Annotated in this window: 19 protein-coding genes; 14 read left to right on the forward strand and 5 right to left on the reverse strand. The window is 69.2% G+C overall.

The window, feature by feature from the left end; all coding sequences use genetic code 11:
- Window positions 1-474 precede the first annotated feature (474 nt).
- Window positions 475-2,436 carry a S53 family peptidase gene (locus tag EIZ44_RS04035; protein WP_276323722.1) on the forward strand — a complete coding sequence of 654 codons (1,962 nt, stop codon included), beginning with the start codon at window positions 475-477 and terminating at the stop codon, window positions 2,434-2,436.
- A 54-nt stretch (window positions 2,437-2,490) separates the two neighbouring features.
- On the opposite strand, the gene EIZ44_RS04040 is transcribed toward EIZ44_RS04035, so the two are convergent.
- On the reverse strand, window positions 2,491-3,711 hold the full coding sequence (locus EIZ44_RS04040; protein WP_134727771.1) for an MFS transporter: 1,221 nt from the start codon (window positions 3,709-3,711) through the stop codon (window positions 2,491-2,493).
- A 101-nt stretch (window positions 3,712-3,812) separates the two neighbouring features.
- Between EIZ44_RS04040 and EIZ44_RS04045 the strand changes: the two genes are divergently transcribed.
- The 7 genes from EIZ44_RS04045 to EIZ44_RS04075 all read left to right on the forward strand — a co-directional run bounded on the left by EIZ44_RS04045 (window position 3,813) and on the right by EIZ44_RS04075 (window position 10,806).
- A complete protein-coding gene (locus tag EIZ44_RS04045) occupies window positions 3,813-5,186 on the forward strand; it encodes a purine-cytosine permease family protein (protein WP_043839263.1) in 1,374 nt (457 codons plus the stop codon).
- A gap of 43 nt (window positions 5,187-5,229) precedes the next feature.
- Window positions 5,230-5,904, forward strand: coding sequence for an SDR family NAD(P)-dependent oxidoreductase (locus EIZ44_RS04050; protein WP_043839261.1), 675 nt, complete (start codon window positions 5,230-5,232; stop codon window positions 5,902-5,904).
- Window positions 5,901-6,926 (forward strand): S-adenosylmethionine:tRNA ribosyltransferase-isomerase, encoded by a 1,026-nt coding sequence (locus EIZ44_RS04055; protein ID WP_134727772.1) that lies wholly within the window; start codon window positions 5,901-5,903, stop codon window positions 6,924-6,926. Before EIZ44_RS04050 ends, EIZ44_RS04055 begins: the two co-directional genes overlap by 4 nt.
- Window positions 6,927-7,040: 114 nt before the next feature.
- Window positions 7,041-8,096: an ABC transporter substrate-binding protein gene (locus EIZ44_RS04060; RefSeq protein ID WP_134727773.1), complete on the forward strand. Its 1,056-nt coding sequence runs from the start codon at window positions 7,041-7,043 to the stop codon at window positions 8,094-8,096.
- Between the two features lie 25 nt (window positions 8,097-8,121).
- The gene (locus EIZ44_RS04065; protein ID WP_037811954.1) at window positions 8,122-8,898 is read left to right on the forward strand and encodes an ABC transporter ATP-binding protein; all 777 of its coding nucleotides are present in this window, start codon (window positions 8,122-8,124) and stop codon (window positions 8,896-8,898) included.
- Window positions 8,885-9,769: an ABC transporter permease gene (locus EIZ44_RS04070; RefSeq protein ID WP_134727774.1), complete on the forward strand. Its 885-nt coding sequence runs from the start codon at window positions 8,885-8,887 to the stop codon at window positions 9,767-9,769. The genes EIZ44_RS04065 and EIZ44_RS04070 overlap by 14 nt, the downstream gene beginning before the upstream one ends.
- 47 nt (window positions 9,770-9,816) lie before the next feature.
- Window positions 9,817-10,806, forward strand: coding sequence for a YdcF family protein (locus EIZ44_RS04075; protein WP_134663214.1), 990 nt, complete (start codon window positions 9,817-9,819; stop codon window positions 10,804-10,806).
- On the opposite strand, the gene EIZ44_RS04080 is transcribed toward EIZ44_RS04075, so the two are convergent.
- The 3 genes from EIZ44_RS04080 to EIZ44_RS04090 all read right to left on the reverse strand — a co-directional run bounded on the left by EIZ44_RS04080 (window position 10,807) and on the right by EIZ44_RS04090 (window position 13,203).
- Window positions 10,807-11,022, reverse strand: a complete 216-nt coding sequence (locus EIZ44_RS04080) for a cold-shock protein (RefSeq protein WP_134727775.1) — start codon at window positions 11,020-11,022, stop codon at window positions 10,807-10,809.
- A gap of 62 nt (window positions 11,023-11,084) precedes the next feature.
- On the reverse strand, window positions 11,085-12,539 hold the full coding sequence (locus tag EIZ44_RS04085) for a tachylectin-related carbohydrate-binding protein (protein WP_134727776.1): 1,455 nt from the start codon (window positions 12,537-12,539) through the stop codon (window positions 11,085-11,087).
- Window positions 12,540-12,666: 127 nt separating this feature from the next.
- Window positions 12,667-13,203 carry a hypothetical protein gene (locus tag EIZ44_RS04090; RefSeq protein WP_051728879.1) on the reverse strand — a complete coding sequence of 179 codons (537 nt, stop codon included), beginning with the start codon at window positions 13,201-13,203 and terminating at the stop codon, window positions 12,667-12,669.
- Window positions 13,204-13,550: 347 nt separating this feature from the next.
- Here EIZ44_RS04090 and EIZ44_RS04095 point away from each other — a divergent pair, with 347 nt between their 5' ends.
- From EIZ44_RS04095 to EIZ44_RS04110, 4 genes are read left to right on the forward strand one after another with little or no spacing between them, the layout of a single operon-like run.
- Window positions 13,551-17,783, forward strand: a complete 4,233-nt coding sequence (locus EIZ44_RS04095; RefSeq protein ID WP_205673044.1) for a Hint domain-containing protein — start codon at window positions 13,551-13,553, stop codon at window positions 17,781-17,783.
- 47 nt (window positions 17,784-17,830) lie between these two features.
- Complete coding sequence (locus tag EIZ44_RS04100) at window positions 17,831-18,232, forward strand: hypothetical protein (RefSeq protein ID WP_134663211.1); 402 nt, start codon at window positions 17,831-17,833, stop codon at window positions 18,230-18,232.
- Window positions 18,229-18,621, forward strand: a complete 393-nt coding sequence (locus EIZ44_RS04105; protein WP_134727778.1) for a hypothetical protein — start codon at window positions 18,229-18,231, stop codon at window positions 18,619-18,621. Before EIZ44_RS04100 ends, EIZ44_RS04105 begins: the two co-directional genes overlap by 4 nt.
- A gap of 41 nt (window positions 18,622-18,662) precedes the next feature.
- Window positions 18,663-18,944, forward strand: a complete 282-nt coding sequence (locus tag EIZ44_RS04110) for a hypothetical protein (protein WP_134663209.1) — start codon at window positions 18,663-18,665, stop codon at window positions 18,942-18,944.
- A 67-nt stretch (window positions 18,945-19,011) separates the two neighbouring features.
- On the opposite strand, the gene EIZ44_RS04115 is transcribed toward EIZ44_RS04110, so the two are convergent.
- Window positions 19,012-20,544 (reverse strand): DEAD/DEAH box helicase, encoded by a 1,533-nt coding sequence (locus tag EIZ44_RS04115; RefSeq protein ID WP_134663208.1) that lies wholly within the window; start codon window positions 20,542-20,544, stop codon window positions 19,012-19,014.
- A gap of 278 nt (window positions 20,545-20,822) precedes the next feature.
- Between EIZ44_RS04115 and EIZ44_RS04120 the strand changes: the two genes are divergently transcribed.
- Both EIZ44_RS04120 and EIZ44_RS04125 read left to right on the forward strand, forming a co-directional pair.
- Window positions 20,823-22,151 (forward strand): serine hydrolase domain-containing protein, encoded by a 1,329-nt coding sequence (locus EIZ44_RS04120; RefSeq protein ID WP_167753963.1) that lies wholly within the window; start codon window positions 20,823-20,825, stop codon window positions 22,149-22,151.
- Window positions 22,152-22,163: 12 nt separating this feature from the next.
- Entirely contained in the window at window positions 22,164-23,891 is a 1,728-nt protein-coding gene (locus EIZ44_RS04125; protein WP_134727780.1) for an acyl-CoA dehydrogenase family protein, read from the forward strand.
- Window position 23,892: the final 1 nt, after the last annotated feature.

Raw genomic sequence — 23,892 nt, forward strand, 5'->3', positions numbered from 1 at the left:
ACCCGCCCGAACACAACCCATTAGGGCTCCTTGAGGGAATCCAGGTCCGGGAAGGGGCCCCTCACGGACCGCGGAAGGGTCGTGAGGGGAACCCTCACGGAATCAGAGTCAATGAGGGTGGCCCTCACGGACGCGTCGGGGCATGCGCTCGGCAGATGGGTGAGGTTCTGGTGTTGCTGAATGGGATTGTGCGACCTTCGTAGGTGGTGTTGCTGGCCGTCTAGTGCTGGGAGGGGGTTGTGGGGGAACGGGCATTCTTCTGATTTCTGGACATTCCGCTGTGGACAGTGCGGATGAAACGGACTTTGGTCGCAGTTGTCCCTTTGGTCGCGATGAGGGGAGCAGATAACGGTTCCGCACCGGGGAGCCGGACGCTTCCCTGGCGGGCCGGGCAGTCCTAATCTCGTTCCGGCGGCAGGCGGGGGTCGAGGGGCCGCGCAACACGAGGGAGTTGCTGTGCGTAGAAGCGTCACCATGTTTCTTTCGCTTGCGGTGGTGGGCGGTTTAGCCGCTTCGCCTGCCGTGGCGTCGGCTCAGGGGCGGGCGGACATTCCGCAATCGCACCCGGTTTGGGCCAATCCGCAGTCCAAGGTGGCCGACACGGCCGGGTCGTCCACTATGGACTTTCGGGTTTACTTGAACCTCAAGGACCAGGGCGCGGCCGAGGCCGCCGCGCAGTCGGTGTCCGATCCGAACAGTCGCAACTACCGGCACTACCTGTCGCCGGACCAGGTGCGGGACCGGTTCGCGGCTACCGACCAGACCGTGTCCGCCGTGAAGAACTGGCTGTCCGCAAGCGGATTCGGCATCGGCGAGGTGCCGTCCAACCGGGCGTACGTCGAGGCGACCGGTACCGCCGATCAGGTGCAGCGCGCGTTCGCCGTCACCCTGGGCAAGTACCAGGTCAAGGGGCAGACGTTGCGGGCGGCGGACAAGGACCTGTCCGTCCCGGCTTCGCTGGCGAACGACGTGCTCGGCGTCGTCGGCGTCGACCAGGCGACGAACCTCTTCAAGCCGGACCACACCGACGGTGCGGACCCGACCGCGAAGAAGCAGTCCCGGGCGCAGGCCAGCCCGTCGACCGCGCCGCCAAGCAACGGGTTCCGCAATTCGGGTCCGTGCAGCGCCTACTACGGCGAGAAGACCGACACGACTGACCCGGCGTACAACGGCAAGCAGCTTCCGTACGCGCCGTGCGGCTACACGCCCGCGCAGTTGCGTTCGGCGTACGGGCTGGACCAGGTCGCGAAGTTCGGTGCGGACGGCCGCGGCACCACGATCGCCATCGTGGACGCCTTCGCGTCGCCGACGATCTACGCCGACGCCTCGGAGTACGCCAAGCGCAACGACCCGGCGCACCCGCTTACCCAGCAGCAGTTCAAGCAGCACATCTTCCCGCCGAACCCGGTGCTCGAGCCGCCGGACCAGTGCGACGCTTCCGGCTGGTACGGCGAGGAAACCCTGGACGTCGAGGCCGCGCACGGGCTCGCGCCGGGCGCGAACATCCTGTACGTCGGCGGGCAGGACTGCGAGGACCTCTCGCTCGACACCGCGCTGAACTACGTCGTCGCGGGCCACAAGGCCGACATCATCTCCAACTCCTACGGCGACACCGGCGAGGACATCCCGGCCGCCGAGGTCAAGGTGTTCAACCACATCTCGCTGCAGGCGGTGCTCGAGGGCATCGGCGTGTACTTCTCCTCCGGCGACAACGGCGACGAGGTCGCGCGCCTCGGCACGCCGTCGCCGGACTTCTCCGCCTCGGCTCCGTGGGTGACCGCGGTCGGCGGCACGTCGCTGGCGGTCGGCAAGGACGGCAAGCGGATCTTCGAAACCGGCTGGGAGACCGGCAAGTCGACGCTGACCGACGGCACGTACACCCCGGCGTTCCCGGGCGCGTTCAACGGCGGCGCGGGCGGCGGCACCAGCCGGCTGTTCGGCCAGCCCTTCTACCAGAAGGGAATCGTGCCGGACGCGCTGTCCACGAAGAACCAGACCGGCGGCGCGAAGGGCCGGGTCGTCCCGGACATCTCCGCGATCGCCGACCCCAACACCGGCTTCCTGGTCGGCCAGACGCAGACCTTCCCGGACGGCGTCTACTACGACCAGTACCGGATCGGCGGCACGAGCCTCGCGTCGCCGGTGTTCGCGGGCGTGATGGCGGTGGCCGACAGCCTCGACCACTACCACCACGGGTTCATCAACCCGGTGCTGTACCAGCTGACGTCGCGCACGTCGGCGATCCACGACGTGCAGCACGTCGACGGCGCGGTGCAGCGCGTGGACTTCGCCAACGGGGTCGACGCCACGGAGGGTCTGAAGACCTCCGCCCGGGTGCTCGACTACCCGAACCTGACGATCCACACGACCAAGGGCTACGACGACGTGACGGGCCTCGGCTCGCCCAACGGAGTGGCGTTCCTGTTGCTGGTGTGACCGAGGGGTGAAGGAAGGGCCTGCCGGGATTCCCTGGCAGGCCCTTCCTTGCGTTCACGGCACGCGGACCGGCGGATGCCGCAGCGCGCGGACCGCGGGCGAGCGCAGCGGGGACAGCGCGGCGACGGCGATGACGATCCCGCCGACCAGCACCACCTGCGGCGCGCCGAACGCCGCGCCGAGCGGTCCGGCCAGCAGTTCGCCGAGCGGGATGCCCGCGTAGGAACCGAAATCGTCGAAGGCGGCCATCCGCGACAGCAGATGCCCGGGGATGTTCTCCTGCATCGTCGTGTCCCAGGCGACGCCCATGACGCCCGCGCAGAACCCGGCGACGAAGGTCGACCCCGCCAGCACCGCGAACCCCGCGTGCAGGCCGAGCGCGAGCAGCGGCAGCACGGTCAGGGCGGCACTCGCGAGCCCCAGCGGCAGCAGCCGGCGCGGCGCGAGCCGGTACATCACCAGGCCCGACAGCAGTGCGCCCACCGCGCGCACGCTCAGCACCACGCCCCAGCCGGCCGCGCCGATCGTGTCCTGCGCGATTCCCGGCCCGAGCACCAGCCAGCCGCCGGTGAACACGATGTTGTAGACGGTGAAGGCACTGACCACCCGCCACAGCCACGGGATCCGCCAGAACTGCCGCCAGCCGGTTCGCACGCTGTGCAAGACGCTGTCCGGCTCGGAGTGCTCCGCCGGGGGCAGCGTGATCGCCTGGTAGAGCAAGGCGGCGAGCACGAACGACACCCCGTCGGCGGCGATCGCCCAGCCGCCGCCGACCGTGCCGACCAGGACCCCCGCGACGGCCGGACCGGCCACCTTGGTGAGGTTCCGCCCGGTGGCCAGCAGCGAGTTCGCCTGCCGCAGCGATTCCGCCGGGACGATCTGCGGCACGATCCCGCGCAGCACCGGCGTGGTGAACGCGGTGCAGACCCCGCCGAGGAACTCGGTGACGGCGAGCGCGGCCAGCGAGTAATTGCCGGTGAGCAGGATGGCCGCGGCGACCAGCTGCGCCGCGCCCGCGCCGAGGTTCGACAGCCGCAGCACCCGGTTGCGCGGGAACCGGTCGCCGACCGCGCCGCCGACGAGCAGGAACGCCAGCCGCGGCACGATCCCGGCGGCGAGCACGACGCCGAGGTCGGTCGGGCTGCGGCTGCTGCCCAGCACCGCGAACGCCAGCGCGACCGGGGTCATGGCGCTGCCCAGCAGCGAGACCAGTCGTCCGGTGTAGAAAACAGCGAATGCGCGATGGCGCAGCGGAGTGCGCGGTCTTTCCCCCACCCCGCGATCTTGGCGAGAACGGGTCGGGAACGCCACAGAGTATTGGCGAGGCTGGGTACTCCGGTTCAGACTCACGGGTCAGCCGGGAGAAAGGGCACGAAATGAGCGGGATCGACGCCGAGGTCTTCGGGGGCCGAATGCCGTCTGGAGCAGGGGATTTCGCGATCGAAACGCACGGAATCACCCCGATCCCGCACGCGAACCGGTTCGGGCGGCCGTGGCGGCTCGCGGGCGTGTGGTTCGCCCCGAACCTCACCATGACCGCCGTCTTCACCGGCACCCTCGGCGCGACGCTCGGGCTCGGTTTCACCACCGGGTTCGTCATCGCGCTGATCGGCACCGTGCTCGGTTCGCTGCCGGTCGCGTGGCTGTCCACCTGGGGGCCGCGCACCGGAACCGGTCAGCTGCCGCTCGCGCGGCTCCCCTTCGGCCGCGGCGTCGTGCTGCCCGGTCTGGTGCAATGGCTCGGCTCGATCGCGTGGGACGCGCTGGTCGGGCTGTTCGGCGGCGAGGCGCTGGCGCAGCTGACCGGGCTGCCGTTCTGGGCGGCGGTGCTGGTGGTGCTGGTGTTGCAGTGCACGCTCGGCGTGTTCGGCTACGCGGTGATCCACCGGGTCCAGGCCGTGATGAGTGTGGTGCTGGTTGTCGCATTTGTCGCGCTCGCGGTAAAGGTGGTGCTTGATCATCCGATCACGTTCGCCGATTCCGCGACGGGCGGCGATTTCGCCGGAGCCGTCGTGCTGTTTTCCACCATTACGCTCAGCCTCGCTATTTCGTGGGCTCCTTATGCGTCGGATTTCAGCCGTTACTTGCCCGCCACGACCCGGTCGAGCGGCGTCTTTTGGTACACGCTGCTGGGGCTGACCGCGTCGTACGCGATCGGCGAGGGCATCGGTCTCGCCCTCGGCACGGCATTGGGCGACCAGACCGCCGCCGGCGTGTCGACGCTGCTCGGCGGCGGCGTGCTGGGTGCGGTGGCGCTGCTGGTGATCGCGCTGGCGGCGGTGTCGTCCAACGCGATGAACGACTACAGCGGCTCGCTCGCGTTGCAGACTGTCGGCGTGCGGGTGCGTCGTCCGGTGTCGGCGGTGGTCGTGACGGTGCTGGCGTTCGCGTTGATCCTCTGGATGCACAGCGGCGATCTGGCGGCGAAATTCCAGAACGTGCTGCTGGTGGTGAGTTACTGGATCCCGCCGTTCCTCGGTGTCGTCGTGCCGGACTGGCTGCGGCGCACGCGTCGCGGCCGGGAGGTCGACGTGCTGGCTGAGCTGCGCCGACCGGTCCGGGGCTGGGCCGCGCTGGTGGCGTTCGTGGTGGGCTTCGCGGCGGCGGTGCCGTTCATGAACACGACTGTCTACACCGGACCGGTCGCCGCGGCGCTGCACGGGGCGGATCTGGCCTACTACGCCGGGTTCGTGGTTTCGCTCGTGGCGTATCTGGCGCTCCGCGGCCGCCGACCGGTTGACCTCCAGTAAGGTAGAGGTCGCACGCTGGCAGGTGCCTACTTCTGGAGGGACCATGCCAGTAGCTGTTGTCACCGGCGCTTCCGCCGGTCTGGGCCGGGCGCTCGCCTCGGCTCTCGTCCGTCGCGATTGGACAGTGCTGGGCACCGGACGCGACCCGGGGACGCTGCGTGCGGCCGCCGCGGACCTCGGGTTCACCCCGGTGCCCGGCGACGTCACCGATCCCGCGCACCGCGCCCAGCTCGCCGAAGCCGCCGGACCCCGGCTCGACCTGCTCGTCAACAACGCCAGCACGCTCGGCGCCAGCCCGCTGCCGCCGCTGGCCGAGTATCCGCCGGACGAGCTGGAAACTGTCTTCCGCACCAACGTTTTCGCGCCGCTCGCGCTCGCCCGGCTGCTGTTGCCCGCGCTCGCCGCGGCAAAGGGAGTGCTGGTGAACATCAGCTCCGACGCCGCCGTGGAGGCGTACGAGGGCTGGGGCGGCTACGGTTCGGCGAAAGCCGCGTTGGACCACGTGAGCGCGGTGCTGGGCGTGGAAAACCCGGACATCGCGGTGTATGCCGTCGATCCCGGGGATCTGCGCACCGCCATGCACCAGGCCGCTTTCCCCGGCGAGGACATCTCGGACCGGCCGTTGCCGGAGACCGCGGTACCGGCTTTCCTGCGACTGCTGGAGGAACGTCCGGCGAGCGGCCGCTTCCGGGCAGCGGATCTGCAGGTGCAGTCATGACCGCACCGCGCACCAGGTTCGACCTGGCCGAGGACCGCAGCGCGTCCGCGCCGCCCGAAGCGCGCGGCCTCGCCCGGGACGAAGTGCGGCTGCTCGCAGCCGGTCCGGAAGGCGTGCAGCATGCCGTTTTCCGTGAACTGGCAGCGTTCTTGAATCCCGGCGATCTGCTGTTGGTCAACACTTCCGGCACGCTGGCCGCCGCAGTCGACGCTGTCCGGGACGACCACGTCATCACCATCCATTTCTCCACCGAGCTGGATGACGGCACCTGGGTGGTCGAGCTTCGCGCTCCCGGCGGCCCGCTCCTCGACGGACGCGCGGGGGAGCGGCTCAGGCTGCCCGCCGGCGCCGTCGTCACCTTGCGCGAGCCGCACGTCGCCGGGGCGCAGCGGTTGTGGCGCGCGAAGATCGAATTAGAAGGCGAGGTCCCGCGGTATCTCGCGAAGGTCGGGCGGCCGATCCGCTACGGCTATGTCCCGCGCGCGTGGCCGTTGCCGAATTACCAGACGGTGTTCGCGCTCGATCCGGGTTCGGCGGAGATGCCGAGCGCGGCGCGGCCGTTCACTGCGGAATTGGTCACACAACTCGTCTCGCGCGGTGTGCTGTTCGCACCGATCTTGTTGCACACCGGCGTCTCGTCGCCGGAAGCCGGGGAACCGCCGTACGGTGAGCGATTTCGCGTTCCGGCCACGACTGCGGCGTTGGTCAATTGGGTGCGTGACCAGGGTGGACGCGTTATCGCAGTAGGGACAACGGCGGTGCGCGCGATCGAATCCGCCGCGAATCCCGGGGGACTCGTCACCGCGGCGGCGGGCTGGACCGAACTGGTTCTCGGCCCGGACCGGCCGGCGCGTGCCGTCGACGGTTTGCTCACCGGCCTGCACACGCCGGAGGCTTCCCACCTGCTGCTTCTCGAAGCGGTGGTGGGTCCGGAGCTGGTGCAGCGGGCTTACGACTCGGCGGTGCGTCGGGAGTATCTGTGGCACGAGTTCGGCGATGTCTCGCTCCTGACAAGCAGGTGAGGCCCAGGCCTGTCAAGTAATCCCGCACAATTTCCCGGGATGCGGATGCATATGCAGTCTCGCGGGTGAACGTGTCATTCTCGCCCCGTTCCGCTGACCGCGAAAGGGCCATTTGTGCGTACATTTCCGCGAACCCGATTGCTCGCTTCCGCACTCGCCGCTGTGACGGTGCTCGGGGCGCTCGCCGGGTGCACCCGCGCGGACCGCACCGAGGCCGCGACCAACCAGGGCGCCGCCGGGGAGGTGCGCGTCGGCTTCTTCCCGAACGTGACGCACATGCCCGCGCTGATCGGGGTCAAGAAGAACTTCTTCGCGCAGAACCTCGGCGGCACCAAGCTCACGACACAGACGTTCAACGCCGGTCCGTCCGAAGTGAACGCGTTGCTCGGCGGTTCGCTCGACGTCGCGTTCATCGGCTCCGGGCCGGCGATCAACGCCTTCACCAAGTCCAAGGGCGCGATCCAGCTGGTGTCCGGCGCGGTCACCGGCGGCGCGCAGCTGGTGGTCAAGCCCGGGATCACCTCGGTCGACCAGCTCAAGGGCAAGACGATCGCGACGCCGCAGCTGGCCAACACCCAGGACGTCGCGCTCAAGAAGTTCCTCGCCGAGAAGCACCTGACCGGTCAGGTCAACGTGACCAACCTGGACAACCCGAAGACGCTCGACGCGTTCCGCAAGGGCGAGGTCGACGGCGGCTGGCTGCCCGAACCGTGGTCGTCGCGGCTGATCGCCGACGCGGGCGCGAAGGTGCTGGTCGACGAGAAGTCGCTGTGGCCGCAAGGCCGGTTCCCGACGACAGTCGCGATCGTGCGCAGCGAATTCCTCAAGCAGCACCCGGACACCGTGCGCGCGCTGCTGAAGGGCGAGCTGCAGGCGATCGACTGGGCGAAGAAGAACCCGGCTGAGGCGAAGACCGTGGTCAACGGGGCGCTCAAGGAGCTGTCCGGCAGCTCGCTCAGCCCGGCCGTGCTCGACCGCGCGTTCGCGAACATCGAACTGACCACCGATCCGGTGCCCGCGCAGTTCCCGCAGCTGGCGAAGGACTCGGTGACCGCGGGCGTGGTCGGCCAGGTGGTGGACCTCAAGGGGTTCGCCGACTTCGGCCCGCTCAACGAGGTCCTCAAGGCGCAGCAGCTGCCCGCCGTCAACGCGCCCGAACTGGCCAAGTGACGTCCCGACCGGAAGGCGATCCGCGATGACCACCACCCTGGCCCGGCCAGTGACCGCCGCCGTCCACCTCGACCGCGTGGGCAAGGTGTTCGGCTCCGCCGGCAACGCCGTGACCGCACTCGACGGGGTCGACCTCACCGTCGAACCGGGCGAGTTCGTCTGCCTGCTCGGCGCGTCCGGCTGCGGCAAGAGCACGCTGCTGAACCTCGTCGCGGGCCTCGACCAGCCGTCCGCCGGCGAGATCACTCTCACCACCTCACGGCCTGCGGTGATGTTCCAGGAAGCCGCGCTGATGCCGTGGCTGACCGCGTCCCGGAACGTGGAACTGCCGCTGCGGCTGGCTGGCTTCGGCCGTTCCGAGCGGCGCGAAAAGGCCGCTGAGCTGCTGGACCTGGTGCGGCTGAGCGACGCGGCACGCAAGCGTCCGCACGAGCTGTCGGGCGGGATGCGGCAGCGGGTAGCGCTGGCCCGTGCACTGGCCGCGACCCACCGCGTCGGCGGTGACGACGGCAACGCGCTGCTGCTCATGGACGAACCGTTCGCGGCGCTCGACGCGATCACCCGCGACGTGCTGCAGAGCGAGTTGCTGCGGGTGTGGCGCAGCACCGGTACGTCGGTGCTGTTCGTGACGCACGACGTGCGCGAAGCCGTCCGGCTCGGACAGCGCGTGGTGCTGCTGTCGTCGCGTCCGGGCCGCGTGGTCCGCGAGTGGGACGACGTGCCGTCCGCCGACGCCGAACTGCTGGCCGAGGAGATCACGGCCGATCTGCGAAAGGTGATCAGCACCCATGCCGCAGCCTGATCAGGCGGCCCCCGAGCTCGACGAAGCCGTCGGCGCCGGCCTGGACCGGCTCGACACCCCCACCGGCGCGCGGCCGGCTTCGCTGCGCCGCCGGTTCGTGCGCGGATTCCTGCCGCCCGTGGGCGCACTCGTGCTGCTGGTGATCCTCTGGCAGATCCTGTGGGCCGCCGCGTTCTGGCCGGAGACCACGCTGCCCGCGCCACTGGACGTCTGGGCCGAGTTCTGGAGCACGGTCACCGACGGTTCGGTCTTCGGCTTCATCTGGACCTCCGTGCACCGCGCCGCCTTGGGTTTCGCCGCCGGAGTCGTGCTCGGCACGCCGCTGGGCATCCTGGTGGCGAAGGTCCGCGTGGTGCGCGCCGCGATCGGGCCGCTGCTGAGCGGATTGCAGAGCCTGCCGTCGGTGGCGTGGGTGCCCGCCGCGGTGATCTGGTTCGGCATCAACGACGCGGCGATCTACTTCGTCGTGCTGCTGGGCTCGGTCCCGTCGATCGCGAACGGCCTCGTGTCCGGCATCGACCAGATCCCGCCGATCCTGCCGCGCGTCGGCAAGGTGATGGGCGCCGGCCGCCTCGCCGCGGCCCGGCACATCCTGCTGCCCGCCGCGCTGCCCGGGTTCCTGGCCGGGCTCAAGCAGGGCTGGGCGTTCTCGTGGCGTTCGCTGATGGCCGCGGAACTGATCGCGCGCTCGCCGAGCCTCGGCGTCGGGCTGGGGACGTATCTCAACGACGGGTCCTCGTACAACTCGATGCCCAAGGTGATCGCGGCGATTTTCCTGATTCTGTTCGTCGGGGTGGCGATCGAGCTGATCGTGTTCCGTCCGCTGGAACGGTCGGTGCTGCGTGCGCGGGGCCTGACGACGTCACTCTGAGTACCTGCCCGAGCGCCGCTCGCGGGTGCCAGACAGAATGCTGGACCATGACTTCCGGGCTGTTCGCGCTGGCTTCCGTGCTCGTGTTCGTCGTACGGTTCGCGCGCGAGCCGCGGCGGGTCGGCAACGCGGTGTGGTTCCTGATCGCGCTCGGCTTCACCGGATTGTGGCTGCTGTCGTTTTTCAACCACGTCGAATGGGCGCAGACCGCGATCATCGTGGTGGTGGCGCTCGTCGGCGGGCTCGGCGCTTTGGCACTGCCGTGGGCACTGATCGCGAACGGCGTCGTAATGCTGCGCCGGGAAGGCCGGCGGCTCGCGAACCTGTTGTCGCTGCTGGCCGGGCTCGGTCTGCTCGCGGTGTTCGCTCTCGCGGTGAGCTCGCTCATCTTCGACGATCAGCCGTTGCTGCGCGTGGCCGCGATGGCGGTGCTGCTCGTGACCGGTTATCTGGCGTTCCTGTTCACGGCGCTGCTGCTGTACTCGATCCTCTACAGCCGGGTCACCCGCCGCGCCAGTGCCGGAGCGGTGATCGTCCTCGGCTCCGGGCTGCAGGGCGACCGGGTGCCGCCGCTGCTGGCCAGCAGGCTCGACCGCGCGGTGCAGGTGCAGCAGCGGTCGCCGGGAGCGTTGCTGGTGGTGTCCGGTGGGCAAGGCGCGGACGAACTGACGTCGGAAGCGGACGCGATGGCGCGGTATCTCCTCGCGGCGGGGGTTCCGGCGGAGCAGATCGTGCTGGAGGACCGGGCGACGACCACGAGCGAGAACCTGCGGTTCAGCGTCGCTTTGCTTGCGCAGCGGGGGTTTTCCGGGCCGATCCTGGCGGTGACGAACAACTACCACGTGTTCCGGACCGCGGTGCTGGCGCGGCAGCTGGGATTGCGGCTCAACGTGATCGGCGCGAAGACGGCGTCGTATTTCGTGCCGAGCGCGTTCTTGCGGGAGTTCGTCGCGCTGCTGCTGGAGTACCGGAAGACGAACGCGGCGGCGTTGCTGTTCTTGGGCGTGGGGCCGTTTTTGCTGTACCTGATGAGCTGATCAGACGGTGCGCACCCGGATCGCGCGCCAGTGGCAGCCGTCCTGCTCAGCCCGTTCGACGGTGAACCGCACCTGGTCCCCCGCGGTCAGGAACCGGAACCCCTCCGCCTCGATCATGGAGTAATGCGCCCACACCGGCCCGTCGACGGTCGCCGATTCGAGGATGCCCCAGCCCTCGTCGACTTCCCAGCGCACGACCTTCCCGAGATGTTCCACGACGGCCAGCTTAGGCAAGGACCGCCGTGCCGCACAGGGAATTACGGCACGGCGATCCTGTTCTAACGAACCAAGGTGCAGGAATTGCGTTGCGCCTCGACGTCGGAGAACTGCTGCCACCCGCCGTCGCCGATCACGGTCGGGCCGGGGGACCAGGTATCGCTGTAGGGCAGATAGCGGTACCAGCGCAGTTCGCCCTTGCCGGTGACGGTGTAGAGGACATCCGCGCCCGCGGAGGTGATGCGGGTGAACGCGTTCCAGCCGCCGTTGCCGACGAGCTTCTTTTCCTGTGCCCACTTGTGCCCGGCCTCGTCCCAGGCGTAGCGGTACAGGAAGCCGTCGGTGCTGCGGGCGTAGAGCACGCCGTCGCCGCCGCCGGTGATGAGGTTGTAGGAATTCCAGCCGGTCCCGAGGGTTTCGGACGACCAGGTCTTGGCGGCGTTGTCGTAGCGGCGGCGGGAGAGCGAGCCGTCCGCGTTGACGACGTAGATGTCGCCGCGGCTGTCGATGGTGATGCGGTTGTGGTTGGCCGTGTTGTCGAACCCGGTCCAGCCGGTGGCGACGACGGTGCGCGAGTCGGGCGTCCAGCCGGTGCCGTTCCACTGGTAGCGGTAGACGTCGCCGTGCGCGCGGATGCCGTAGAGCAGCCCGTCGGGTCCGGCGAGGAGCCGGACGTAGCCGTTCCAGCCGCCGGTGCCGATCGTGGACTGGCGGGGATCCATCGGACCGCCGTCAGCCGGGTTCGGATTCGGGTAGAGCTGCAGGTCGCTGGTGACGGCGAAGAGCGGAACCGTTGTCCGGCACTGGATGGCCAGCTCGGGCGCCTGCGCGCGGATCCAGTCGACGAGGTCGTCGGTGCGGGTTTCGACGCTGCCCTGGCGGGTTTCGGTGACGGCGAGGCAGCCGTGCTGCCACGACCGCGAGCTGATCCCGACGAGCTCGGGAGTGTTGTTCGCCGTGGTGCGGATCGCGGGACCGCCCGCGTCGCCGAGGCAGGTGTCGTGCCCGTCGGCGTTGGTGAGGCCGAAGGCGGTGGCAGCGACCGACGAGGTGGTGAACGGCGAGGTCGTGGCTTTGTCCGGAACCCAAGTGTCGGAGGTGCGGCCGAACCCGGCGACGGTGAGCGTTTCGCCCGTTGTCGGCGCGGTCCGTCCCAAGGAGATCGGGGTGACGTTGGCGATCGGGGTGGCGAGCTTGGCCAGCACCAGATCCCGATCCGGTCGCGGAATCAGGGTTGCGACCTTCGCCGTGGCAGCGCCTGCCGTGACGGTGACCGGGCTTGCCGGTGTCCCGGAACCGGCTGGCACGCAACCGCTGGCGGTGACGATCCACTGCGGTCCGAGGAGAACGCCGCTGCAGCCGTGCCCATCGGCAGCGACGCGAACGACGAAGTCGAAAGCCTTGTCGGGGGCGGGAGTTCCGCCGCTGATGGCGTCCGCGGGCGGGACGATCAACAGGCCTGCCGCGACTGCGGCCGAGGCAGCGACGGCCAGCCTGAGGCGTAGGGGAGTAGTCACGGCAACGCTATCGATCTTGGGACCGCGGCATTACCGGATGTGCCGGTGAGCGGGAGTGCTATTCCCGGCTGCCGGGACCGTCGAACGGAAACTGCCGGAGAAACAGTTTCCGCTCGACGGTGCTCAATCACGAGGACGCGTCCAATTGGAGCAAGGTGGTCGGCGCGCCGGGCGGGTTGGTCCCGACTCCGACCTGAGTCGTTCCGCTCGGATTCACGTCGACGGTGCTGTGCTGCCCGCTGTCGGTGGTCAGTTCCGCCCGCACCTTGTGGCCCGCGCCGGAATTGATCCCGTCGCCGCGGATGGAATAGACGGCCGGGATTTTCATCGTGAGATGACCGGTCGGCGCGATCACGTGGAAGCACACGCGCCCGTCGCTGCCCTGCCCGACCGGATCGCTGGTCCGGACCTGGATCAGGCCGACCGTGTCCGGGCCGGAGGGGCAGGCGGCGAACAGGATGTGCCCGTCGCCGGAGAGCAGCTGGACGTGGTAGTCGGCGAGGATCTGGTCCGCACCGGGGTAATGGAAGTCCTCGACGATCGCGGGCTGCTGGTCCTCCGCGGTGGCGGCGGACCCGGTGCCCAGGGTCAAGGTCGTGGCCGCGGCGGCGCAGACCGCTGCCGCGGCGGTGGCCGCGATGCCGGACTTCGTTCGGGTCGACAAGCTCAAAGGTTCCCCCTTGCGGACTAATAAACCGTGGCAAAGCGAGTAGTGAACCCGGTTCGGCGTACTGGTTCCGGCGATCCTGGCGCGCGTTTTTCGGTGGAATCGGTCCCGGTGTTAGCAAGAATGTGATGCGGTTCACTTCTATTATTTTGGAAAAGGAATCGTAAAGTGTTCTTGACCGGGTTTCGGTTGGTAACTTTATGAATTCGAAATCGCTCGCGGGTGCTCGCGGCTGGCTAGTCTCGGGCGGAGACGCGTGGTGATCGGACGGTCACCGGGGATCGCGTGGCATTTCACAGGGGGAATCGATGCGTACGGCGAAAGCCCGCTTTCGTGCTGCTCTGATGACGTTCTTGACCGCCTCCTTGGCCGCGGGAACGGTGCAGGCCCCGGCCGTCGCGGCCGAGGCGCCGCGAGCAGCGGCTTCCGCCGCGCCGGCGGGCAGCACGGATACCGATCGGGCCAAGACCTGGCGGTTGTGGCAGTTCGGCGGTCCGGCGACCAAACGGGACGCGGCGGTCGCGCTGGTCGGTTCCGACGCGGACGTCACGCGATTCCTCACCGCGCAAAAGGATGTCGACGCGTCCATCGACCGGAGCATCCACGTCAACCAGCTGATGTCCTCCGGCGGTGTCGCGACCCGGACGGCCGCGCAGAAGGCACTGGACGCCAACAGCGACGACGCACTCGAAACCTTCCTCGACACCGGCTGGGAAGGCGCGCACGAGAACGACCTCGCGCTGCGCGTCAACCAGATGATGGCCGCGGGCGGGCCGCAGCTGAAGCAGGCCGCTCAGAAAGCCTTGGACGCCAACAGCGAAGAGGCGTTGCGGACCTTCCTCTCCACCGGCTGGAAGGTTCCGTTCGGGACCGATCAGGCGGTCCAGGTCAACCAGGAAATGGCGGCTGGCGGGCCGGAGGTGAAGAAGGCCGCGCAGCAGGCGCTGGACGCCAACACCAACGACGCCCTCACCCAGTTCCTGGCCATCGATCTTCCGGTCGCGCAAGCTCGCGACGCTGAAACAGCGACCATCGCCGACCTCGTCGCCACCGCCAACTCGGCTTCGGCGCAGGCAGCGACCCAAACTGAGCTGGCGAAACAGGAATCCGACCGCGCAGTCGCCGAAGCTGCTGCGGCGGCGAAGGCCGCGCAAGCCGCCAAGGACGCTGCTGCGGCCGCGCAGGGACATGCCGGTCAGGCGACCGAAGCTGCTTCGCAGGCTGCGTACGCCGCAAACCAGGCCGCGATCACCGCTCGAGAGGCGATCGGGGCCGCGAACGCTGCTTCGCGCGCCGCACACACTGCGGCCGCGGCGGCGTCTCGTGCTGCCGCGGCGGCTTCCCGCGCGGGACAAGCTGCGTCGAATGCGTACGACGCAGCTGCGCAGGCATCGCTCGATAAGGAGCACGCGGACGTCGCGCGCAATGCCGCGCAGACCGCGCGCGATGCCGCTGTAGGTGCGGAGAAAGCAGCTGGTGCTGCCCGCGCGGCGCGGACGGCGTCGCAGCAGGCGGAGAACGCGGGTGCCGCTGCACACGATGCTGCACTGCAGTCAAGCAACGCTGCCGCTGCCGCCACGGATGCCGCTAACAACGCTGCTGCCGCAGGCGCGGACGCACGTCAGGCGCAAGCCGCGGCCGCGACGGCTCGCGCGCAGGCGGCCCGCGCCGTCTCGGCGGCGAACGCGAGCCAGTCGTGGGCACACCAGGCGAGCGATGCCGCTGATCAGTCTGCGAACGCAGCGCACGCGGCTGCCCTCGACGCGAACGCCGCTGCGCAAGCGGCCGACGACGCGGCGGCACACGCGGGCGAGGCAGCGGACGCGGCGAAGAAAGCCACCGAGCACGCGAACGCCGCGACAGCCGCCGCGAACTCGGCGGTCACCGCGGCGAACCAGGCCATCCACATCGCGCAAGCCGCGCGCAAGGCGGACGACGACCGGATCGCGCAGGCCAGCCAAACGGCTGACGACGCCGCCAAATCAGCGTTGGCCGCTTACGCCGCACAGCCGAAACCGAAGCGGTGGGACGTCGACCAAGTCAGTACCTGGGACGCGGAAACCACCCGGTTGATCGCCGAAGCGACGGCGGCAGGCGCTCCGCGGGCCACAGTGCTCGCCGACGCGCGCAAGGTCGCGCTGACCCTGGCCGACACCGGAGGACAGTGGACGAAGGCGGCCGCGCAGGCGGCGCTCGCCGCGATCGACGACGAGGCGATCGACTTCGTCACCACCGGTGTGCAGGCCGCCGCCGGACAGGACGACCGGTCGATCCTCCGGCAACTGTGCGAAACAGCGACGACCGGTTTCCAGAACGCGGCGAACACCGCGCTCGCCGGCAGCGACGCTCAGGTGCGCGAATTCCTGCGCAGCCGGGATTACGCGGGCCGGGAGCAGGACGACGCGCTGCAGGTCAACCAGATCATGTCGGGCGCTCGCACGGCCGGGCGCACGATCGTCGTCCAGTACGCGCAGAAGGCGCTGGACGCGAACACCGACAAGGCTCTGCGCGACTTCCTCGATGCCGGCCAGTACACGGCTCTCGGAATCGACGACCAGGTCAAGGTCAACCAGGTCCTCTCCGGTGCCCGGAACGCCGGGCAGCGCGAGGTGGCCGCCGGAGCGCAGGCCGCGCTGGACGGACCGCCGACCCTGGCCCACGAGTTCTTGGCCGTCGGGCAGTACAGCGCGGCGCGGCGCGACCAGAACACTGCCGCGCACAACGCTGCGATCGATTCCTTGCTGGCCCAAGCGTCCCGCGCGGCCGCGAACGCGACTCACGACGCCAATGAAGCGCAGGCCGCAGCCGCCCGCGCCCGCAACGCGGCGGACGACGCGAACAGGTACGCACAAGAGGCCAACGCGGCCGCCGCCCAAGCCGCGGACTACGCGAAGACCGCGCAGGCGGCCGCCGACCGCGCAGCCGCGTCCGCCAAGCAGGCGCAGGATTCCGCGAACGCCGCCGCCCGGGCAGCGGCCTCCGCGGTCGCTTCCGCGGACGCGGCCGGCCGCTCGGCGGCCTGGGCGCAGCATTCCGCGCAGGTAGCCGCGAACTATGCCCGCGAGGCAGCGGATTCAGCCGCGACCGCGCATCAGATGGCGGTCGACGCGGGCAAGGACGCCCACGATGCCGCGGTCGCCGCTCAGCAGGCCTGGGAGGCCGTCGCCACCAAGGCGAAGGCGGAGAAACAGCAAGCGATCCAGGACCGGCAAGCGTCCTGCCGAGACCAGTACCGGTCGCACGACTCGCTGCTCTACCTGAACAACCAGGACTGCAACCTGCTGTTCTCCGGCAGCAAGGCCGACCAGGAGCGCATTCTCGCGCACCTGCAAGAGGTCTGCCGGAACATGAACCCGGCAGGCAGCGCCGACACCGCGCGCTGCCTCGACCCGCACAACCTGCTGAGCTCCAACTTCGCGGCCCGGCCGTTCGACGGCTCCGGTCAGGAACTCTCCGAGTACGGCGGCTTCGTCCTGATGGGCTTGGTCGCACTGGCCTGCCCGGAATGCGACCTGGTCGAACTCCTGGGCGGGGCGGTCGCCGACCTGGCGGACGGGGTCGGACTCGGCGAAATCTTCGCCGGGGACCTGCTCGACGCGGCCATGGGCAGCGCGCTGGACACGGTGACCTCGCGGGCCATCGCCGCGGCCGGCGAGGCCGGTGACCTAGCCGCTGAGGCGGTCGCGGAAGCGGCGCAAATGGCCAGGGTGGCGCAAGAGCTGTCGGAAAACCCGTTGCTGTGCGGGCTGAACAGCTTCACGCCCGAGACGCGGGTCTTGATGGCCGACGGGTCGGCGAAGCCGATCAAGGACGTCCGCGTCGGGGACGCGATCACCAACGCCCGCCCCGACGACGCGACGCGGCAGCAGCACACGGTGGCGCACATCAGCGTCACCGACACGGACACTGATTTCGTCGACCTGCGCATCGACACCCCGGCCGGCCCTCGGACGATCACGTCGACCGCGCACCATCTGATCTGGAACACCGGTGCCCATGCGTGGACCGCCGCGGCCGACCTGCGTCCCGGCGACCAACTCGACACGCCGGGGGACGGCCATGCCCGGCTGATCGACAGCCGCCGGTACACGGCGAACAGCCGGACGTACAACCTGGCGATCAACACCACGCACACGTTCTACGTGCTGGCCGGCGAGACGCCGATTCTGGTGCACAACGGGGCCAAGTGCATCGAAGAAGTCGAACCGGGAATCTTCCGCTACGACGACGGCTCGATCCGGACGTCGGACGGCAAGTTCGCGGGAACCGACGGGACGAACGTCGGGGCGGACGCGGAGAAGGCGGTGTGGGACGCACTCGAGGCGGATGGATTCAAGGTTGTCCGTGGCCGGGTGTACACCAAGGGGAACGGCGACCAAATCCGGGTCTACGACGGTGCGGTCGATCTCGGGAACGGCCGCTATCGCGGGCTGGAAATCAAGAGCGGCAACGCGAAAAAGACTACTGCGCAGAAGCGGTTCGACAATTGGGTCACAGCGGGCAATGTCGCGAGAGGCATCGGAAATTCGATTGGCTTTGCTATCGTCGACGTCGAGTTGAAGCAGGTCGGCGGCTGACCCGGTAGGACCGGGCGGCCGCGGCGGATTCGGGCAAGGTGGGCAGCATGTTTTCGACGAGTCGGGCCCTGGTCTCGAGAGGGTTGGCCGAGTACGGCGAAGAGGCGGTGGCCGAGTGGGTTTCCGGATGCGATGACGACGACTTCCATCGGGTGTGCGGCGTCGCGGACTGGCTCCTGTCAGACCCCTCCGGCTGTCTGCCCGAGGCCGGGTTCACGCCGGTGGCCGCCTCTTCGATCGCCGCGGTTTTCGTGCATGACGGGCATCCGAGGAAGCTCGCCAGGTCCCGGAGGCGGAAGCTCCCGGAGCTGTCCAGGGAGGAAGCTCTGAAACTGTCTTTTTCCGGTTCTCCGAGTTCGCATGACTTGGCGGTAAAAGGCAATTTTTACGGGGTGACCGAGGAATTCAAGTCGTTTTGGCAGCAGGCGCGGCGTCCGGGGCGTGCATGATCTCGGCAACAAGAGGCCTTATTCGACGAGACCTGCTCGAGTACGGCGAGGACGCCGCGGCCGAGTGGGTCGTCTCGTGTACCGACGACGAACTGCTTCGGCTGGGCTGCATCGCTGGCTGGGTCTCGCACAACGGCCCGTCGACGCCTTCCGGCGCGGGAATGATGTTCAGCAAGGCGTTGGCGATCGGCGCGGTGTGCGTGCACGAGGGGAAGCCGCGCAAATTGGCGCGGGCTCGGCGGAAGAAGCTGCCGGAGTTGTCGGAGGAGGAGCGTCGCCGCATTCGTGCGGAAGACTATCCGTACGCTTTGTCGTTGGAAATCCCGCAGGATTACGGCATGACGGACGAAATCAAGGAATTCTGGGCTGATCCCGGGCCCGTGGAGTGAAGGCGACGTTGCGGGCGTCCAACGGCGTCCAGGTGAAAGGCGTGTCCGAGGACAACGTCGTCGCCGTGCTGGAAGCCATGGCACGGGATGGAAACGCGGTCATCTCCAGCGACGCCGATCCGGACAACGTCTTCATCCAGGTGTGGCTTCGCGACAACGGCGTGTACCAGCTGGAATACCGGGACGGAAAGCCGACCAGTCACTACCAGACGCTGACTGTCTCGCGGGACAAGGTCGCCGCCGCCATCGTTGGTTGGCTTGCTGACGACGACTCCTGGAAAGAAGCCTTCCAGTGGAAGGACATCGGCGACTGGTTCGCCTGATTTCCTCCGCACAGCAAGGCGGGCCGGAGACTGAACAAGCTCATCTCCGACCCGCCCGGTGCACATCTCAGGACTCTGACTGACGCCGTCCGCTCGAGCCGTTGCGGCGGTTTCGCGGCGGCTGGCCCGATCCGCGACGGTCAGCGCCAGCAGCGCGACGCCCAGCGCCCTCCGCGCCGCGGCGACCGGCACCCGTACCGCGACGCTGGTCTTCCCGGCGGGCCTGACCTGGCTGCCGCTCCGTGGAACGGGCTTCACTGCCCTGTCGAGGTCCGCCGCGGCCGCCGGAGCGGCGGGGCTGCGAACCAGTCCGCGCGCCGAGTCCGCCGCGGTTTTCCGAGGGGGCGCCGCGGCGGCGGCCGGTGCCCGGTGCGGCACCGGAGGCGGTGACGGTCTTCGGGCGGTTGTCCACCACGGGGCGACGCGGCGAAGCGGTGAACGAGCGGTCCCCGGGGGCGAGCTCGGCCAGCAGCGGGTGTGTCGGCGAGATCCGCGTGGTGGTCGGCGAGATCCCGGCCTTCCGGGTCAGCGCACGGACGTCCGAGACCTGCTCGTCGGTCATCAGGGTCACCACGGTGCCCGACGCGCCCGCCCGTGCGGTGCGGCCGGAGCGGTGCAGGTACGCCTTGTGCTCGACCGGCGGGTCGGCGTGGATTACCAGCGTGACGTCGTCCACGTGGATGCCGCGGGCGGCGATGTCGGTGGCCACCAGGGTTTTCGCGGTGCCCGACGAGAAGGCTTCCAGGTTGCGCGTGCGCGCGTTCTGGCCGAGGTTGCCGTGCAGTTCGACCGCGGGGACGCCGCTCGCGACGAGTTTGCGGGTAAGGGCCTTCGCGCGGTGCTTCGTGCGGGTGAAGACCAGGGTGCGGCCGGGAGCCGCGGTCAGGTCGACCAGTACCGGCAGGCGGTGGGTTTCCTCGAGGTGCAGCACGTGGTGCGTCATCGTCGAGACCGGGGACTGCGCCGAGTCGACGCTGTGCAGCATCGGGTCGTTCATGAAGCGCTTCGCGAGCACGTCGATGCCGTTGTCGAGGGTCGCGGAGAACAGCAGGCGCTGGCCGCGCTCGGGGGTGGCCGCCATGATGCGGCGGACCTCGGGCAGGAAGCCCAGGTCGGCCATGTGGTCGGCCTCGTCGAGGACGGTGATCTCGATCTTGTCCAGCTTCGCTTCGCCGGAGCGCATGTGGTCGGCGAGCCGGCCGGGGCAGGCGACGACGATGTCGACGCCGTCGCGCAGGCGGGTGATCTGCGGGTTCGCGCTCACGCCGCCGAAGATCGTGGTGGCCTTGAGGCCGAGCGGGCGCGCCAGCGGCACGATCGCGGCCTCGATCTGGGTGGCCAGTTCGCGCGTCGGGGCGAGGATCAGCGCCCGCGGACGGCCGGGGCGGCGCCGCGTGGGCCCGGCGGCGAGGCGGGCCAGCACGGGCAGCACGAAGCCGTAGGTCTTGCCGGAGCCGGTGCGGCCGCGGCCGAGCACGTCACGGCCCGCGAGCGTGTGCGGGAGCGTGGCGGCCTGGATCGGGAAGGGCTCGGTGACGCCCTGTGCGGCGAGCGCGTCGACAAGAGTCTTGGGCAGGCCGAGTTCGGTGAAAGTCGTCATGGGTTGGTGCGGACGCGACAGCGTCCCGTATCTCCGTACGTAGCGCGGTTGTCCTGCCCGGCGCGGCCTCGGGTGGCTGCGGCGCGTGGTCGTCGACAACAGTGAAACGCGGTCCGAGGCAGAACTGAGCGGACCGCATCGCCCACTATACCGTCCCAAGATCCAGCGGGCTACGTGATATCGCCCGCAGGCCGCCACGCGCGAACCGACGAAGCGGGCGCGCGATGTTCGTCCGTTTCCACCATCGCCGCCGCGCACGCGGGTGCGAGGCTGGCCGCATGAGCACAGACGAACTCCGGGGACTGCTGGCGGAATGGGCGCGAGAAGCGAAAGTTCCCGGCGTCTCGGCCGGAATTTTCCACGAGGGCACGGAAACCCTGCTGACCGCGGGAGTGTCCAGTGTGGACACGGGAGCGCCGGTCGACGACGGCACCCTGTTCATGATCGGCTCCACCAGCAAGACGTTCGCCGCCGCCGCGGTGCTCGTGCTGGTCGAGGACGGCGTGCTCGAACTGGACCGGCCGGTGGTCGAGTACCTCCCGGAGCTGAGGCTCGCCGACCCGCTCGCCACCAAGACGGTGACGCTGCGCCACCTCCTCACGCATTCGTCCGGCTTCCTCGGCGACATCGAGGTCGACACCGGATGGGGCGACGACGCGCTCGCCCGCGCCGTGGAGCAGTTCGCCGAGCTGCCGCAGGTGTTCCCGGTCGGCGAGGTGTTCTCCTACTGCAACGCTGGCTTCCTGCTGGCCGGCCGCGTCGCCGAGGCGGTGTCTGGGGGCACTTACGAGGACCTGGTCCGCACCCGGCTGCTCGAACCGCTCGGGATGACCGACTCGTACTTCCAGCCCTGGGAGGTGCTGACCCGGCGGCACGCGGTCGGGCACGCGCTGCGCGAGGACGGTCCGGCGGTCGCGCACACCGTCGGCATCTCGCGGGCCGAAGCCGCGGCCGGCGGCCTCTGGTCGACCGCCCGCGACCAGCTGAAATGGGCTCGATTCCAGCTGACCGGCGCGGACGTGCTGAGCGACGAGACCCGCCGCCTCATGCACGCCGCGCAGCGCACGGGCGCGCTGCCGTTCGAGGAGGTCGGGCTGTCCTGGCTGCGGCTGAGCCACGGCGACGCCCAGGTGGTGCGGCACGGCGGCAACATCAGCAACCTGCAGCTGTCGGAGTTCGTGATGGTGCCGAGCGAGAACCTCGCGGTCACCGTCCTCACCAACAGCGCGGGCGGCGGCGCGCTCGGCCCGCGGATCGTCGACTGGTGCCTGGAGAACGTGGCTGACCTGCCGAAACCGGGCGGTCGTCCGACCCGGGCAGTCGACCCGGGCGACTGCCCTGGACGGTATCGGACCGGCTCGCTGATCTTCGAAATCACCGAACGCGACGGCTCGCTCTGGGCGCAGATGATCCTCGACACCGAGGATCCGGACATCCTCTCCGCGCCGCCGTTCGAGGTCGTCTTCGTCGACGACGACGTGCTCGCCCGCGCCGCCGACACCAGCAGGCCGAGCGCCCGTTTCCGGCGCGACGGCCACGGCCGGGTGGACGCGGTGGAGTTCGGCGGCCGCACCGCGCTAAAGTTACCGGGCAGTAATATCGGCTGACCTGGAGATGCGATGAGCGAAACGGCGACAGCGCTGCTGAACCCGCGCGACTACGACGCCCGGAAGTTCGACCCGGAGACCCAGCGGCTGCTGCGGGCGACGATCGACTGGTTCGAAGCGCGCGGCAAACGCCGTCTCGCGCAGGCGTATCACGACCGCGAGTTCTACGCCGACTTCCTGGAGTTCGCGGGCAAGGAAGGCCTGTTCGCCACGTTCCTCACCCCGGCCGCGGATTCCGCGGGCGACCCGGACAAGCGCTGGGACACCAGCCGGATCGCCGCGCTGGCGGAAATCCTCGGCTTCTACGGCCTCAACTACTGGTACCCGTTCCAGGTCACCGTCCTCGGCCTCGGACCGGTGTGGCAGAGCGGGAACGCGGCCGCGCGCAAGCGTGCCGCGGAGGCGCTGGCCGAGGGCGGCGTCGGCGCGTTCGGACTGTCCGAAAAGGAGCACGGCGCGGACATCTACTCGTCCGACCTCGTGCTCACCCCGGACGGTGAGGGCGGCTACCGCGCGAACGGGTCGAAGTACTACATCGGCAACGGGAACTGCGCGCGCACGGTTTCGGTGTTCGGCCGGATCGACGGCGTTGAAGGACCCGAGCAGTACGTGTTCTTCTACGCCGATTCCGAGCACCCGAACTACCACGTCGTGAAGAACATCGTGCCGTCGCAGATGTACGTCGCGGAGTTCCGGCTCGAGGACTACCCGGTGCGCGCCGAGGACATCCTCCACACCGGAGCGGAGGCCTTCAGCGCCGCGCTCAACACGGTCAACATCGGCAAGTTCAACCTGTGCTTCGGCGGCATCGGGATGGCGACGCATTCGCTGTACGAGGCGATCACGCACGCGCAGAACCGGATCCTGTACGGCAACCCGGTCACCGATTTCCCGCACGTGCGCCGCGAATTCGTCGAGGCCTACGCGCGGCTGACCGGGATGAAGCTGTTCTCCGACCGCGCGATCGACTACTTCCGCTCGGCGAACCAGCAGGACCGCCGCTACCTGCTGTACAACCCGATCACCAAGATGAAGGTGACCACCGAGGCGCAGAAGGTGATCGGGCTGGTCGCGGATGTCGTGGCGGCCAAGGGTTTCGAGGCCGACACCTACCTCGCGATGGCCAAGAACGACATCGACGGCCTGCCCAAGCTGGAGGGCACGGTCGCGGTGAACCTCGCGCTGATCGCGAAGTTCATGCCCGCGTACCTGTTCGCGCCGCAGGAATACCCGGCGGTGCCGACCCGCGACGACGCCTCCGACGACGATTTCCTGTTCCGCCAAGGCCCGGCGCGCGGGCTGTCGAAGATCCGGTTCCACGACTGGAAACCGGCGTACGAGAACGCGAAGCACCTGCCGAACGTCGCCCGCTTCACCGAACAGGCCAACGTGCTGGTGCGGCTGCTTTCCGAGGCGACGCCGGACGAGGCGCAGCAGAAGGATCTGGACTTCGGCCTCGCGCTGACCGAACTGTTCACGCTCGTCGTGTACGGGCAGCTGATCCTGGAGCAGGCTGAGCTGACCGGCGTGGCAGACGATGTGCTGGACCAGCTGTTCGCGGTGCTGGTGCAGGACTTCAGCGTCGCCGCGGTCGATCTGCACGGCAAGTCGAGCTCCACGGAGAAGCAGCAGGAGCTGGCGCTGGCCGGGCTGCGGAAGCCGGTTGTGGACGACGAGCGGTTCGGTCGCGTGTGGGAAAAGGTGCGCGAGCTTTCCGGCGCGTACGAGATGAATCCCTGAG

Source organism: Amycolatopsis nivea, from assembly GCF_004522235.1.
Lineage (GTDB): Bacteria > Actinomycetota > Actinomycetes > Mycobacteriales > Pseudonocardiaceae > Amycolatopsis > Amycolatopsis nivea.